This is a genomic window from Micromonospora sp. GCM10011541 (assembly GCF_042650725.1).
In the GTDB taxonomy this organism is placed as follows: domain Bacteria; phylum Actinomycetota; class Actinomycetes; order Mycobacteriales; family Micromonosporaceae; genus Micromonospora; species Micromonospora sicca.
Genome location: NZ_JBHSBP010000099.1, coordinates 184,302 through 199,753 on the forward strand (window position 1 = coordinate 184,302; position 15,452 = coordinate 199,753).

12 protein-coding genes are annotated in these 15,452 nt (G+C 70.6%); 5 read left to right on the forward strand and 7 right to left on the reverse strand.

Translation table 11 applies throughout. From position 1 onward, the window contains the following. Positions 1–20: 20 nt before the first annotated feature. From ACFOYX_RS33105 to ACFOYX_RS33125, 5 genes are all read left to right on the forward strand, one after another. Positions 21–1,625, forward strand: a complete 1,605-nt coding sequence (locus ACFOYX_RS33105) for a PucR family transcriptional regulator ligand-binding domain-containing protein (RefSeq protein ID WP_109804491.1) — start codon at positions 21–23, stop codon at positions 1,623–1,625. 241 nt (positions 1,626–1,866) lie between these two features. Beyond that, entirely contained in the window at positions 1,867–3,423 is a 1,557-nt protein-coding gene (locus tag ACFOYX_RS33110; protein WP_322438708.1) for an NCS1 family nucleobase:cation symporter-1, read from the forward strand. After that, positions 3,420–4,262 (forward strand): nitrilase-related carbon-nitrogen hydrolase, encoded by an 843-nt coding sequence (locus tag ACFOYX_RS33115; protein WP_322438709.1) that lies wholly within the window; start codon positions 3,420–3,422, stop codon positions 4,260–4,262. Before ACFOYX_RS33110 ends, ACFOYX_RS33115 begins: the two co-directional genes overlap by 4 nt. Then, entirely contained in the window at positions 4,259–5,662 is a 1,404-nt protein-coding gene (gene hydA / locus ACFOYX_RS33120; protein ID WP_322438710.1) for a dihydropyrimidinase, read from the forward strand. The genes ACFOYX_RS33115 and hydA overlap by 4 nt, the downstream gene beginning before the upstream one ends. A 13-nt stretch (positions 5,663–5,675) precedes the next feature. Then, the gene (locus ACFOYX_RS33125; RefSeq protein ID WP_238453167.1) at positions 5,676–6,668 is read left to right on the forward strand and encodes a TIGR03842 family LLM class F420-dependent oxidoreductase; all 993 of its coding nucleotides are present in this window, start codon (positions 5,676–5,678) and stop codon (positions 6,666–6,668) included. A gap of 77 nt (positions 6,669–6,745) precedes the next feature. Here the strand turns inward: ACFOYX_RS33125 and ACFOYX_RS33130 are convergent, their stop codons facing one another. From ACFOYX_RS33130 to ACFOYX_RS33160, 7 genes are all read right to left on the reverse strand, one after another. After that, positions 6,746–8,953 (reverse strand): TIM-barrel domain-containing protein, encoded by a 2,208-nt coding sequence (locus tag ACFOYX_RS33130; RefSeq protein ID WP_322438711.1) that lies wholly within the window; start codon positions 8,951–8,953, stop codon positions 6,746–6,748. Next, a complete protein-coding gene (locus ACFOYX_RS33135; protein ID WP_238455035.1) occupies positions 8,950–10,062 on the reverse strand; it encodes a glycoside hydrolase family 15 protein in 1,113 nt (370 codons plus the stop codon). The genes ACFOYX_RS33130 and ACFOYX_RS33135 overlap by 4 nt, the downstream gene beginning before the upstream one ends. Before the next feature lie 80 nt (positions 10,063–10,142). Then, on the reverse strand, positions 10,143–11,423 hold the full coding sequence (locus tag ACFOYX_RS33140; RefSeq protein WP_322438712.1) for a sugar ABC transporter substrate-binding protein: 1,281 nt from the start codon (positions 11,421–11,423) through the stop codon (positions 10,143–10,145). A gap of 32 nt (positions 11,424–11,455) precedes the next feature. Further along, a complete protein-coding gene (locus ACFOYX_RS33145) occupies positions 11,456–12,268 on the reverse strand; it encodes a carbohydrate ABC transporter permease (protein WP_109804498.1) in 813 nt (270 codons plus the stop codon). Continuing rightward, entirely contained in the window at positions 12,261–13,220 is a 960-nt protein-coding gene (locus tag ACFOYX_RS33150; protein ID WP_322438713.1) for a sugar ABC transporter permease, read from the reverse strand. Before ACFOYX_RS33150 ends, ACFOYX_RS33145 begins: the two co-directional genes overlap by 8 nt. Beyond that, entirely contained in the window at positions 13,217–14,434 is a 1,218-nt protein-coding gene (locus ACFOYX_RS33155) for an ROK family transcriptional regulator (RefSeq protein ID WP_322438714.1), read from the reverse strand. Before ACFOYX_RS33155 ends, ACFOYX_RS33150 begins: the two co-directional genes overlap by 4 nt. Before the next feature lie 218 nt (positions 14,435–14,652). Then, a complete protein-coding gene (locus tag ACFOYX_RS33160) occupies positions 14,653–15,408 on the reverse strand; it encodes a hypothetical protein (protein WP_322438715.1) in 756 nt (251 codons plus the stop codon). Positions 15,409–15,452 lie beyond the last annotated feature (44 nt).

A 15,452-nucleotide genomic window follows, 5' to 3' on the forward strand; every position in this document is an offset into this window, starting at 1 on the left:
CCCTCCCACAGGAGGCCGCGATGTATCCCTCCGTCGCAGAAGCCATCGCGCTGCCGGTGATCCGGCGCGCGAAGCCGCAGGTGGTGGCCGGGTCGGCCGGCATGCAGGGCCGGGTCCGCTGGGTCCACGTGGCGGAGGTCGCCGACATCGCGCACCTGCTGCGCGGCGGAGAACTGGTGCTGACCACCGGAATCGCGCTGCCGGACGAGGCGGCGGCGCTGACGAGGTACGTGGCCGACCTGGCGGCGGTCCGCGCGGCGGGACTGGTGATCGAGTTGGTCCGGCGGTGGAGTGACGGGATACCGGAGGCGCTCGTGGCAGCGGCCGACCGGCACCGACTCCCCCTGATCACGCTCGCGGAGGAGACGAGGTTCGTGTCCGTCACCGAGGCGGTGGTGGCGCTGATCGTCGACGCCCAGCTCGCCGAGCTGCGGGCTGCCGAGCAGGTGCACGAGACGTTCACGTCGCTCACCGTGGCCGGGGCGGAGCCGGCCGAGGTGCTGCGCGAGGTGGCCAGGATCTCCGGACTGCCGGTGGTGCTGGAGACGCTGGGGCACGAGGTGCTCGCGTACGACGCGGCCGGGCAGAATCCCACCGAGCTGCTGGCCGACTGGGGTCAGCGGTCCCGGTCGATGGCCGCGCCGGAGCGGACCGCGTACGACGAGGAGTCCGGCTGGTTGGTCACGATGGTCGGCGCGCAGGGCGCGGACTGGGGCCGCCTGGTCCTGCTCTCGCCGGCTCCTCCGCCGCACCGGCACGTGGTGGTCGCCGAGCGGGCCGCGTCGGCGCTGGCGGTACATCGGCTGGTGGCACGCGATCGGGAGAGTCTGGAGCGGCAGACGCACCGGATGTTGCTCGCGCAACTGCTCGGTCAGGCGGTACCGCCGCCGGATCTGGCCGCCCGGGCGGCCGCGCTGGGCGTCGGCCTCGAGCGGCGGCAGCTGGTCGGGGTGGCGATCCGGCCCGCGACGGGGACGCCGCGCGCCCCTGCGCTGGCCTGGCAGGAGGTGTTGCGCGACCTGGCGGAGGCGACCGCGTTGGCCGCACGGCGGGTGGCCGTGCCCGCCCTGGTGGGGGTCGTGGACGACACGAGCGTTCGGGCGTTGTTGTCGCTGCCCGCGCAGGCCGGGGTCGACGCGGTACTGCGCCGGTTGGCCAGAGAGGTGCATCGTTCCGCGGCCGGTCCGGTGCTGGTGGCGGTCGGCACCACGGTGTCCCACGTCGCCGAGGTGCGCCGCAGCCTGGGCGAGGCCGCGCATGTGGCGGGGGCGGCCCTACGCTCCCCCGGCACGCAGCTCTACCACAAGCTGGACAATGTGCGCCTGCGCGGCCTGCTGCATCTGTTGCGGGAGGACGAGCGGGTCCGGGCATTCGCGGACCGCGAGTTGGGTCCGCTGTTGGCGCGGGACGCCAACCAGCGCACCCGGCTCGTGGAGCTGTTGCGCTGCTTCTGCGAGCAGGGCGGGAACAAGTCGGCGGCGGCAGCCGCCGCGCACCTGTCCCGGACGGCCTACTACCAGCAGCTGTCGCGGATCGCGCAGGTGCTCGGGGTGTCGCTGGAGGACCCGGAGTCGATGCTGTCGCTTTACGTCGCGCTTTTGGTGCACGAACTCGACGAGGCGTGACGGGTCAAGGGTCCAGCAGGAGTTGCGAATCGAGCCACCGCGCCGATTGACAGCCCGGTGCGGCCGTGCCGGTGGACACAGTGTGCCCTGATCACGGCAAGCGTGGACACTTTGCCGCTGCCCGTGGCGGGTCCGGGACACCCACCATTCCGAGATAAAGATCGAGCTGATCCGCCCCCACCCGCAGCACCCGCGCCGGTTGGCCGGCCACTGTTGCGGCAGCGCAACAGCGAGGTGAGCGATGGCCGTTGAACCCCTGCCCCCCGCCGAAACCACCGCGGTCGAGCCGGGCACACAGATCACCCATCCCGATGGCCGAGTCGAGCTGCGTGACTTCTCCACGATCGCCGGCAGCCCGTACTTCAACGAAGAGCTCGCCCCGGTACCCATCGAGAAGCGCACCTGGACCACGTACAACTTCGCGGCGCTGTGGATCGGCATGGCGCACAACATCCCCACCTACCTGCTCGCCGCCGGGCTCATCCAGCTCGGCATGAACTGGGTGCAGGCGTTCCTCACGATCACGCTGGGCAATCTGCTCGTCCTGATCCCGATGCTGTTGAACAGCCACGCGGGCACGAAGTACGGCATTCCGTTCCCGGTCTTCGCCCGCGCGTTCTACGGGGTCCGCGGCGCGAACCTCCCGGCCCTGCTCCGCGCCTTCATCGCGTGCGGCTGGTTCGGCATCCAGACCTGGATCGGCGGCGAGGCGATCTACGCCATCGCCGGCAAGCTGCTGGGCTCCTGGTGGGTCGACGCGGCGACGGTGATGGACCACCCGTGGACGCTGTGGGCCTCGTTCTTCCTGTTCTGGGCGATCGAGATGGCGATCATCTGGCGGGGCATGGACACCCTGCGGCGCTTCGAGAACTGGGCGGCGCCGTTCGTCATCGTGGTCGCCGTCGCCCTGCTGATCTGGGTGATGGTCGAGGCGGGCGGGCTCGGCCCGATCCTGTCCGAGCCGTCGAAGCTGGGCTGGGGCGCCGACTTCTGGAAGCTGTTCGCGCCGTCGCTGATGGGGATGATCGCGTTCTGGGCGACGCTGTCGCTGAACATCCCCGACTTCACCCGGTTCGGCGGCAGTCAGCGGCAGCAGGCGTACGGCCAGGTCCTCGGTCTACCCACCACGATGTCGTTCTTCGCCCTCCTGTCGATCATGATCACCTCGGGCACGGCCGTGATCTACGGCGAGGCGATCTGGGACCCCATCCAGCTCGCGGCCAAGTTCGAGAACCCGCTGGTCGTCGCGCTCGGCCTGTTCACCGTCGTGGTCGCCACGCTGTCGGTGAACGTCGCGGCGAACACGGTCAGCCCCGCGTACGACTTCTCAAACGCCCTGCCCCGACTGATCAACTTCCGGACCGGCGGCCTGATCACCGGCGTGCTCGGCATCCTGATCCAGCCGTGGCGCCTGGTGCAGGACCCCAACATCTACATCTTCGTCTGGCTCGGGTTCTACGGTGGCCTGCTCGGCGCCGTCGCCGGCGTACTCATCGCCGGGTACTGGATCCGCTACCGCACCAGCCTCCAACTGCCGGCCCTCTACCGCCCCGAGGGCAGGTACTGGTTCTCCGGCGGGTGGAACTGGGCCGCCATCGTCGCCACCGTCGTCGGCGCGGTCCTCGCGGTGGGTGGCGCCTACTCCGCACCCGGCAAGGGGCCGTTCCCCTCCGACGGGCTCATCCCGTTCCTCAAGCCGCTCTACGACTACAGCTGGGTGGTCGGTCTGATCGGCGGGTTCCTCGTCTACCTGGCGCTGTCGATGCCGCGCACCTCGCACGCGAAGGGGGAGAAATGAGCAACATCATCCGAGCCGGGCTGGTGCAGCAGAAGTGGACCGGCGACAAGGAGTCGATGATCGCCAACGCGGTCGAGGCCATCCGCCGCGCCGCGTCCCAGGGCGCACAGGTGGTCTGCCTGCAGGAGTTGTTCTACGGCCCGTACTTCTGCCAGATCCAGGACGCGGACTACTACTCCTACACCGAGGCGATCCCGGACGGGCCGACCACCGCGCTGATGCGCGAGGTCGCCGAGCAGCACGGCGTGGTGCTGATCGTGCCGATGTACGAGCAGGAACAGCCGGGCGTCTACTACAACACCGCCGCTGTGATCGACGCCGACGGCACCTACCTCGGCAAGCACCGCAAGAACCACATTCCGCAGGTGAAGGGGTTCTGGGAGAAGTTCTACTTCAGGCCGGGAAACCTCGGCTATCCGGTGTTCGACACCGCGGTCGGCCGCATCGGCGTCTACATCTGCTATGAGCGGCACTTCCCGGAGGGCTGGCGGGCGCTGGGCCTGGCCGGCGCGAAGATCGTCTTCAACCCCTCCGCCACAAGTCGCGGCCTGTCGGAGTATCTGTGGCGGCTGGAGCAGCCCGCGGCCGCGGTCGCCAACGAGTACTACGTCGGCGCGATCAACCGGGTCGGCGTGGAACCGTTGGGCGACAACGACTTCTACGGCCAGTCGTACTTCGTCGACCCGCGCGGGCAGTTGGTCGGCGACGCGGCGTCCGACACCGAGGACGAGGTCGTCGTGCGCGACCTGGACATGGACAAGCTGGCCGAGGTCCGTGACCTGTGGGCGTTCTACCGCGACCGGCGGCCCGACACGTACGAATCGCTGGTGACGCCGTGAGCATCGTCATCCGGAACGGAACAGTCGTCAACGCCACCGGGGCGTACCCGGCCGACGTGCTGGTGGAGGGCGAGCGGATCGCGGCGCTTGCCGCGCCCGACTCAGGTCTGGCGCAGCAGTGGGCGTCCGGCGCCGAGCGCGTGATCGACGCCGCCGGGAAGTACGTGGTGCCGGGCGGCATCGACGGCCACACGCACATGGAGATGCCGTTCGGCGGGACATTCTCGGCGGATAATTTCGAGACCGGGACGATCGCGGCAGCCTGGGGCGGCACGACGACCATCGTGGACTTCGCCGTACAGGGCAAGGGAACGTCCCTGCTGTCCGCGCTGGACAAGTGGCACAGCAAGGCCGACGGAAACTGCGCGATCGACTACGGCTTCCACATGATCATTTCAGACGTCAACGACACGTCTCTCAAGGAGATGGAGGCCTGCATCGACGCGGGCGTCAACACGTTCAAGATGTTCATGGCCTATCCGGGTGTCTTCTACGCCACGGATGGGGAGATCCTGCGGGCGATGCAGAAGGCCCGGGACACCGGCTCGATGATCATGATGCACGCGGAGAACGGCATCGCCATCGACCAGCTCGTCGCCCAAGCGCTGGCCAGCGGTCACACGGACCCGGTGCAGCACGGGCTGACCCGGCCGCCCGAGCTGGAGGGCGAGGCCACCTCACGGGCGATCACGCTGGCAAAGGTCACCGGCTCGCCGCTGTACATCGTGCACCTGTCCGCCGCGCACGCCCTCGACGCGGTCACCCAGGCCCGCGACACCGGCCAGAACGTGTTCGCGGAGACCTGCCCGCAGTACCTGTTCCTGTCCCTGGACGATCTGGCCAAGCCGGACTTCGAGGGCGCGAAGTACGTCGCCTCTCCCCCGCTGCGACCCAAGGAGCACCAGGCGGAACTGTGGCGGGGCCTGCGCACCAACGACCTGTCGCTGGTGTCGACCGATCACTGCCCGTTCTGCTTCAAGGACCAGAAGGAGCTGGGCCGGGGCGACTTCTCCAAGATCCCGAACGGGATGCCGGGCGTCGAGCACCGGATGGACCTGCTCTATCAGGGCGTCGTGAAAGGCGAGATCACCCTGCCGCGCTGGGTGGAGATCAGCTCCACCACGCCCGCCAGGATGTTCGGCCTCTACCCGCGCAAGGGCGTCATCGCGCCCGGCGCGGACGCGGACCTCACGGTGTACGACCCGACGGCCAGGCAGACCATCTCGGCCAGCACCCACCACATGAAGGTGGACTACTCCGCGTACGAGGGCATGGAGCTGACCGGGAAGGTCTCCACCGTGCTGTCCCGTGGTCGGGTCGTCGTCGACGACAACGCCTTCCATGGCGCGGCGGGACACGGCACGTTCCTCAAGCGCGATCTCAGTCAATACCTGGTCTGACCAAGGAGGGACCGTGGACTTCGGTGTCGTACTCCAGACCGACCCGCCGGCTCGCGACGTCGTGGCGGGTCTCACCGCCGCCGAGGACAACGGCTTCCGCTACGGATGGACGTTCGACTCCTGCGTATTGTGGCAGGAGCCGTTCGTCATCTACTCGCAGGTCCTCGCCGCGACCAAACACCTGATCGTCGGGCCGATGGTGACCAACCCGAGCACGCGCGACTGGTCGGTCACCGCGTCGCTCTTCGCCACCCTCAACGAGATGTTCGGCAACCGCACGGTGTGCGGGATCGGCCGCGGCGACTCGGCCCGGCGGGTCATCGGCCAACCGCCGGCGAGCTTGGCCACGCTGAGCGAGGCCATGCACGTGATCAAGGAGCTGGCCGAGGGCAACGAGGTCGAGCATCACGGCACGCCGGTGCGCATCCCGTGGGTGCGTGACGGCAGGCTGGAGATCTGGATGGCCGCGTACGGCCCGAAAGCGTTGCGGCTGGTCGGCGAGCAGGCCGACGGCTTCATCCTGCAGACGGCCGATCCCGACATCGCCCGGTGGACGATCGGTTCGGTACGCGACGCGGCCATCGCCGCGGGCCGGGACCCCGACTCGATCACCATGTGTGTGGCCGCACCTGCGTACGTGGGCACGAATCTTGCGCACCAACGGGACCAGTTGCGCTGGTTCGGCGGCATGGTCGGCAATCACGTGGCCGACCTGGTCGCCCGCTACGGCGACTCCGGGGTCGTGCCTAAGGCGCTGACCGACTACATCAAGGGCCGCGAGGGTTACGACTATTCACACCACGGTCGCGCCGGCAATCCGTCCACCGACTTCGTACCCGACGAGATCGTCGACCGGTTCTGTCTGGTCGGACCCGAGTCGGCGCACGTCGACCGACTGCAGGAGCTCAAGGAGATCGGGGTCCACAACTTCGCCCTCTACCTCATGCACGACGACAAGGAGAAGACCCTCACCGCGTACGGCAAGGACGTGATCACGCAGGTCTGACGCGCCGGCTGCGCCGCACGGGTCGGCGGCGCAGCCGGCGGAGCCACTCGCATTCGTGGCCGGCGCGGCCGGGTGGATCAAGCCAGGCGGCGGTAGACCGGGATCTCGTCGATCGGCACCCTCCGGTGAACCTCGACCGGGCCACTGTGCCGCTCGCCGGTGAAGAAGTCCTCCCACTCCCCCGCCGGCAGCCACACCGGCCACGTCGTGGCCCCGGGTTCGGTGACCGGGGCGACGAGCAGGTCGTCGCCGAGTTGCCACTGCTGCGGCCAGTCCCAGACCCGCTTGTCGTCGGGGTGGTCGAAGAAGAGCGGTCGCATCAATGGTTTTCCGGTCCGCACCGACCGCTCCGCCTGGTCCACCAGGTACGGCACGAGTTCCTCGCGCAGCCGGGCGAAGCGCCGGAAGACCTCCAGCACCCGCTGCTCCCCGGTGCGCTCGGCGATGTTCCACGGCGTACGGTCCACCGACGGGTCGCGATGGTGGTTGAACTCGGAGTGGTACTGCATGATCGGGGCGAAACAGGCGGCCGCCGCCGAACGCAGGTACAGCTCGGCGTCCGGGATGTCCCCGGAGAAGCCGGCCAGGTCCCAGCCCCAGAAGAAGATGCCGCCGACACCGGCGGTCAGGCCGGCGGTGATCGACGCCCGGTACGCCTCCCAGGTGGAGTCCTCGTCGCCGGCCCAGTGCGCGGGAAAGGCGGCGGACCCGGTGAAGCCGGCCCGGCTGAACGTCAGGCCGTCGGTCCCCGCTGACCGCATCAGTTCGTGGTAGGCGGCCGCGTATCGCACCGGGAAGAGGTTGTTCCCCTCGTCGCCGCGTGATCCGTCGGAGTACCGCAGATCGTGACCCCACGGGTGCTCGCCACCGTCGGTCTTGAAGCCGTCGACGCCGAGCTCCTCGACCAGGTAGCGGCGCTTGTCCAGCCACCAACGCCGGGCCTCGGGGTTGGTCCAGTCGGGCAGCAGCGCGCCGGGGAACCACCAGCCGCGGTTGCGGTGCGGTGAGCCGTCGGCCTCCCGGACGGCGTAGCCGCGCGCGGCGAGCGTCGCGAGGTCAGCGGCGACCTGGCCGTCGTTGCCGCGGTCGGTCGGGATCAGTGGGATCTGCCAGAGCAGCACCTTCACGCCGGCCTCGTGCAGCTCGTCGATCATCGCCTTCGGATCGGGCCAGGCCCCGTCGGCTGGGAACTCGAAGTCGGCGAGGCGGTGCGGCGCGCCGTCGGGATGCACCTCGTAGCGCGCGTCGCGGAACGCCACGAAGGTCGCCTCGTCGCTCCAGGCCTCGATGACGACCGCCCCGACCGGGATGTCCTCGGCGAGGCTGCGGCGCACCTCGGCCAGCACTCGGGCCTGCGTGTTCCACTCGTTCCCGCTCATCCACGGCCGGAACACCCAGGCCGGTGGCAGCGGGGGCTGCCCGGTTTCGGTGAGGAACTTCCGCACGACCGTCACCGGCTCGCCGGTGTACAGCCGCAGCGGCAGGACGGGCGTCCCCGGGTCGATCTCGGCCTCGATGAGGATGCGGTCCGGGCGGGAGGCGCCGACGTCGTACCAGGTCCGCCGGCTGGTCACCACATGGAAGCCCCAGCCGGCCTCCCCGCCGACGACCACCGCGAACGGCATCGGCAGGTAGCTGCGGTGTCCCTGCCGCTTGTACTGCTCGAACACCGTCGCGTCGAGCACCTGGCCGCGCTGGTCGAGCGCGTGGAACCGCTCACCGAAGCCGACCACGTGTTCGCCCTCGGCCAGCCGCAACGCGAAGCGCACCCGCCGGGGTCCGTCGCTGCCGGTCAGCCACTCGACGCTGTCGGGGTCGAGGACGCCGGCGCCGTCGGGGTCGCGCACCTCGAGCCGCCCGCCGTCGGGCTGCCAGGCCAGCGGCCGTACTCCGAAGGCGTCCGTGCGGACCTCACCGCCCGCCGCGGTCCGGCCGGCGACGGCGTACGCGTCGTCCCCGCCCGCCGTGGCCCGGGCGAGCCATGCCGTGCGGCCGCCGGTGTCCGGGGCGGCCGAGGCGGCGGCGGCCAGGTGACCCGCCGAGCCGGCCGGCGGGGCGGCGGGCGCACCGAAGTCGAGGGTCACCGTGGCCGGGTCGACCCGCTCGGCGGGCACCTGCGTGCCGTCGCCGAACTCGACCCGGACCTCGGTCACCTGCGGGTCGGTGAGCACCCGGATCTCGTACTCCTCGCCGCGCAGCGGATGCACCGGGACGCGCTGGTCCAGGTCGTACCGGTACGGGTGGCCGGTCCCGGCGGGGCGGTGGCTGATCAGGTGGTCATTCACAGTCCGACCTCCAGGGCGAGCGTGACGAACATGGCGTGCGACCACAGCAGGGGGGTGGCGACGGGCCCCCACCGCTCGGTCCACTCGGTGATGTGTCCGGGGCGCTGGGTGTTGCCGCTGACCTGCTCGGGCAGGTGGCCCTCGGGGGTGGCCTGGGCGGCGATCCAGTCCAGGCGGCCCAGCGCCGCCTCGGTCCGGCCGGTACGCGCCTCGTGCCAGCCCAGCCAGGCGGTGAGGATCAGCCACTCCCCGCCGCCGTAGAAGGTGTCGCCGAGGTAGCGGTAGACGCCGCCGCGCAGCAGCTGGTCGCGTACCTGGTGGTAGGTGCGTTCGGCGACCGGGCCGCGCGGGTCGACCACCTCGAAGGGGGTGAGGCAGGCCAGCAGGCTGCCGTCGACGGCCGTGCCGCCCAGCCACTTGGTGAGGTGCCCGTCCGCGATGCCGTCGGTGGCGACGAGCGCCCCGAGCTTGTCGACCGTGGCAGCGGCGGCGGCACGGGCGGGGCCGAGCAGCGGCTCGCCGTGCACGTCGCGGGCGTGGACGACGGCGCGCAGCCCGGCCAGCACCGCACCGAGCGTGGCGACGTGCCGGTGCTCGGCGTGCTCCTCCCACCAGTCGTAACAGGGCCGATCGCCAAACGCGACCAGGTAGTCCACCGTGGACCCGATCGCGGGCCGGTACGCGTCGATCGGCCGCCCGTGCCGCGCCGTGTGCGTCACGAGTACCCACAGCCAGGTGCCGTACCCGTCGAGCTGAAAGTTCCACCAGGGCTCGTCACCGTCGCCGCCGTCGAGGGTGTACCGGGTCGGCAGCATCTCGTCGGCGCCGATCTCCTCGCCCCGGTCGGCCCGCGCGACAAGGTCGGCGATCCGGTCGGCGCGGGAGTCGATCACCGTGGCGCACCACCGGAGGAACCGGTCGGCGCTGTCCACCCGACCGGCCCGGCTCATGGCGTCGGCGATGAAGGCCCCGTCGCGCAGCCAGCTGTACCGGTAGACGGGGTAGTCGGGGCTGGCCGGGTAGGCGCCGGACGGATGCTGGTGGGCCTCGATGAGGGTGAGGCTGGACTCGACCAGCGTGCGCAGGTCGGACCGTGCGGCGGTCGGCACGGGGCTCCTCCAGGAGGTGTCGGTGTGGTCCTGCGCGGGGCGCGGCCGAGTGCGAAACGGCCGCGCCCCGCTCGGGTCGGTTACTTGATGAGGGCGGTGACCGCGGCCGCCGCGTCGTCGAGCGCCTGCTGCGGGGTGGCCTGGCCGGAGGCGGCCTTCTCCAGCGCCTGGGTGACGATGTCCTGCATCTTCGACTGCTGCGCGTCGAGCACCGGCGGGAGCGCGATGTCCGCCAGCGCGTCGAAGACGGCCTTGCGGTTGGCCGGCGGCGTCTTCTTCAGATAGCTGTCGAACGCGGCCTGGTCGCTGACCGCCGGCAGCTCCCAGTTGGAGGCGAGCCGGGTCTCCACGGCCTTCTGCGAGCTGCCGAGGAACCTGGCCCACTTCCAGGCCGCGGTGGCCTTCTTGGTCTTCGCGGACACCGCCGTGGCGTTCATGAACACCGCGTTGGCCTTCCGGGTGTTACCGGGCTCGGTGACGATGTCGAAGTCCAGCCCGGCGGTGCCCGCGAGCTTGGAGATCTGCCAGATCCCGTTGTGCCACATGGCGAGCTTGCCGGACGTGAACAGGGCGGTGTCGTAGTCGGCCTTGCCGCCGATCTCGGCGACGGTCGGCTGCACCGTGCCCGGCTTGCTGAGCAGCCACTGCGCCGCCTCGAGGCCCTTGGCGTCGTTGAACGTCGCCTTCTTGCCGTCCTCCGAGAGGAACGAGCCGCCGTTCTGAGCGAGGGCCTTGTAGAACTCGTGGAAGGTGACCGGCTGGTAGTCGCCGTAGACGCCCTTGGCCTTGTTGGTCAGCTTCTCCGCCGCCGCCCGCTCGTCGGCCCAGGTCCAGTCCGCCGTGGGGTGGGCGACACCGGCCGCGTCGAAGAGCTTCTTGTTGTAGAAGAGCACCACGTCGGAGAACGTCGACGGCACCGCGTACAGCTTGCCCTTGAACTGGAAGGCTTCCCGCGCCTTCGGGTACAGCCGGTTCGCGTCGTAGTCCTGGTCGGCCTTGGCCCGCTCGTCGAGCGGCAGCAGGGCGCCGGCTCGGGCGTACGTCACGAAGTTCTCGTAGTTGAGCTCGAACGTGTCCGGCGCCGTGCCGCCGGCGATCGCCGTCTGCAGCTTCGTGAAGTAGTCGTCGTACGCGGCCGTCTGCACCTGCACGGTGATGCCCGGGTTCTGCTTCTCGAACTCGGCCTTGATCGCGTCGAGGTCCTTCAGGTGGTCCGGCGCGGCGGAGAAGGTGAAGTAGGTGACGGTGCCGGTGGCGCCGTCGTCCGCGCCGCCGGACGCGTCCTGCCCGCACGCGGCGAGCAGGCTCACCGCGGCGAGCGCTCCGGCGGCAGCTGCCAGGACTCGTCTTCTTGTGGTCATCGGATCTCTCCTCGGGGGTGTGCGGTGGGGGGCTAGGACTTGATTCCGGTGAAGGTGATGCCGCGCACGACGTAGCGCTGGGCGAAGACGTAGAGCGCGAGGATCGGCAGGACGGACATGGTGGAGCCGGCCATGACCACGTTCCAGGCGGTGCTGTACCGCCCCTGGAGCAGCGACAGGCCGACCGGCAGGGTCATGTGCGCCTCGGTCTGCGCGATGACCAGCGGCCAGAGGAACGCGTTCCAGCTGGACATGAAGGCGAAGACGGCGAAGGTGGCCAGCGCCGGGGCGACCAGCGGCAGCAGCACCTGGGCGAAGACCCGCAGGTGTCCGGCCCCGTCGACGTAGGCTGCCTCGTCCAGCTCCATCGGCAGCGCCAGGAAGGCCTGCCGGAGCATGAACACGCCGAAGCTGGAGACGATCGTGGGCAGCAGCAGCCCGGCGTAGCTGTCGACCAGCCCGAGGTGGCGCATCTCGATGAACAGCGGGACGATGATCACCTGCATCGGGATCATCATCGTAGCGAGGTAGAGCACGAACACCGCGCCGCTGCCCCGGAAGCGCAGCCGGCTGAACGCGTAGGCGGCGGTGGCGCTGGTGAAGAGCTGAAGCAGGGTGGACACGACGGCGACGCCCACGCTGTTGGCGGCGAAGCGCCAGAACGGGAAGGCCTCGCCGAGCCGGCCGTAGGGCTCGATGGTGGGCGGATCGGGTAGCAGGGGCGCGTCCACCCGGGCGAGCTGCGGGTCGCCGGTGAGCGAGGTGATCAGCATCCACGCGAACGGCCCGAGCATCGCCACGGCGCCGAGCGTGAGCGCGAGATACCGCAGGATCTTCCTACTCATAGTGCACCCACCTGCGCTGAAGTCGGAGCTGGGCCAGGGTGACCAGGAGGATCACCGCGAAGAGCACGATGCTCATCGCCGAGGCGTAGCCGACCCGCCCGTACGAGAAGGCGTTGTTGACGATCTGCTCGACCACGACGCTGGACGCGCCACCCGGACCGCCCTCGGTCATCACCCACACCTGGTCGAAGACCTGGAAGCCGTTGATCAGGCTGATCACGGTGACGAAGAACAGCGACGGGGAGATCATCGGCAGCGTGATGCTGCGCAGCTTGCGCCACCAGCCGGCCCCGTCGAGGGCGGCGGCCTCCAGCAGGTCGCGCGGGATGGCCTGCAGGCCCGCGAGCAGGATCACCGCGACGAACCCGACGTCCTTCCAGACGGAGGCGAGCACCACCGAGGGCATCGCCCAGTCCGGGTCGGTCCACCACCCGGGTCCCGGCACGCCGAGCGCGCCGAGGATGCGGTTGACCAGCCCGTCGGCCGGGTTGAGCAGCCACTTCCACAGCAGTGACACGGCGACCCAGCTGCTGATCACCGGCAGGAAGAAGGTGGCCCGGTAGAGGGTCATCGCGGGGAGCTTGGCGTCCAGCAGCAGTGCCACGGCGAGCCCGCAGACCAGCACCAGCGGCAGATAGCCGGCCAGATAGGCCAGCGTGTGGCCGAGCGCGGCGTGGAACTCGGCGTCGCCGAGCAGTTCGGTGTAGTTGTCCAACCCGACGAAGGTGGGCACGCCGATCAAATTCCAGTCCTGCAGGCTCACCCAGGCCGTGCCCACCATCGGGCCGATCCAGAAGCCGAGCAGCAGGAGCATGCTGGGGGCGAGGAAGCCGGCCGCCGCGACGGCCGTGCGCAACCGGCGGCGGGCGGCACCGGATCGGCGGACGCGTGGCGTCGGAGCTTTCGCCCGCGCCGTGGGGGCTGCGGGGGTGGCGGTACGTGGCCCGGTCACTGGGCCACCTCGGCACCGCGAAAGGCGGCCAGCCGCGCCCGGATGGCGTCGGCGTGCGGCTCGGCGTTCATCGTGAACGGCGCCCGGAGCACCAGGGCGGCCGCGCCCAGCGCCCACTTCGTGTCGTCCCACGGGTCGACGTGCACGCTGACCCCGTCGGCCAGCGGCGGGAACATGCCGGCGCGCAGGGCGGTGAGGAATCCTTCGGCCAGGTGCGTCCAGGCCAGGGTCCCTTCGCCGCTGACCAGCACCGCCTGCGGGTCGAGCACGGTGGCCAGCCCGGCCGCGACGGTGCCGAGCCGGGCTCCGGCGGCACGGTAGACGGCCCGGGCGCCGGCGTGCCCGTTGTCGGCCGCCGCGCGCAGGTCGGCCGGCCCGGCGTCCGGACCGACGGCACCCACCTCGCGCGCCTGTTCGACGAGCGCGCCGTCGCAGACGTACGTCTCGAGGCAGCCGCGCTTGCCGCAGTGGCAGGGCGGCCCGGCCGGATCGATCGGCAGGTGCCCGAGTTCACCGGCCGCGCCGTGCCCGCCGCGGCGCAGGTCGCCACCGGAGACGACGGCCGCGCCGACACCCTGCCCGAGGGTGATGGTCAGAAAGTCGTCGTACGGCCGGCCCAGCCCGTACAGGTGCTCGTACGCCGCCAGGGTGTTGACGTCGTTGTCCACGAGCACCGGCACGTCGAGCAGCTGGCTCAGGTAATCCCGCAGTGGCATGTGCCGCCAGCCCAGCAGCGGCGCCTCCACCAGTCCGGTACGGCTGTCGACGAAGCCGGGGACACCGAGCCCGATCCCGAGCAGCGGCGCGTCGTCGACGGCGGCCAGGTGCGGCGCGAGCAGCGCGGACAACGCTTCGAACGGGTTGACGGCGGCCTCGTCGAACGGTGCGGAGAACGTGTCGAGCAGGGTGCCGTCGAGGTCGGCGCGCACGCCGGTCAGGCGCCCGGCGGCGACCTTGACCCCGACCGCGTGCCCGGCCGGACCCACCACCGCGAGCAGCTCGCTCGGTCGGCCGCCCCGCGGGACGCCGTCGTCGACCTTGCGGATGACGCCGGCCTCGATCAGCGAGCGGGTGACCGCGGTGACGGTCGGCGGGCTCAGGCCCAGCCGGCGGGCGACGTCGGCGCGCGAGATCGGTCCGTGTCGGCCGATCAGGGCGAGCACGGCGACCCGGTTGACGTCCCGCAGGCGTGGACCCGAGGTCGCAGCCGTCATCGGAGCACTTCCTTCCGCCAGTAAATTCGGTGGCCAAACAAAGGGTCTGAAGATTACTGACGGATGTCAAGACCCGTGATCAGACCGGGATCGTTTCGCGATCGCAGCGGCCCCGGCGACAGATGGGGGTACGGTCGGCGCGGGGGCCGGTGGCCAGCCGCCCGGCCAGGGCGAACGCCTGGATCAGGGCGAGGGTTGAGCGTCGCACGATCGACGGGTCACGCGAACCGCACTGCCACGTCTCCGATGCCCGGAAAGACGGCCCGCCAGGCGCCCGGACCCTGCACGCTCTGGTTGCAGAACGATCCCGTGATCACCCGTTGGCCGGCTTCGAGTCCGCGGCCGTATCGGTGCAGCAGCGCGCAGAGGCGCGACAGCGACAGGAACGGGTCGTCCATGGCATCACCGGGGGTCCGGGTGGCGACCAGGGCGTCGTCGTGCCACAGTTCGGCCGTGGTCCCGGTGAGGGCGGACCGCACGGGCACCTCCGGGCCGACCACGATGCCCCAGTTGCCCAGGCCGTCGGCGATGGTGGTGGGGTCGTCCGCCTGCGCACTCAGCCGGCGTTCGTTCAGTTCGAACGCCGGCGCGACCGCCCGCACGGCGGACCTCGCGGCTGCCGGATCGATGCGGTCGCCGCGCAACGGCGCGCCGAGCACGAGGCACAGCTCCGGCTCCAGGTAGCACGACCTGATCCGGTCATGGCCGAGCACGTCCCCCGAGCCGAGCGTACGGCTCTCCAGGAGATAACCGAACGGCCGGAAGCCCTTCCCCATCACGTCTCGACGCGGGCCGGAGGTGAGTCCCACCTTCCAGCCGGCCAGTCGCTCGCCTGCGGCCACCAGCCGGTCGAGGACGGCCAACTGCAGGCCCAGTGCCTCGTGGACGTCCTGAGTGGCGGCGGTCGCGCCGGGGCCGGCAACGCCGTTCAGTCTCGCCTCGGCGAAGGCCCTCACCAGTTGCTCGTCGTACACGTCGTGTCCTCTGTCGGGTCTGCGGCGACCGGCTTTCACCCGCC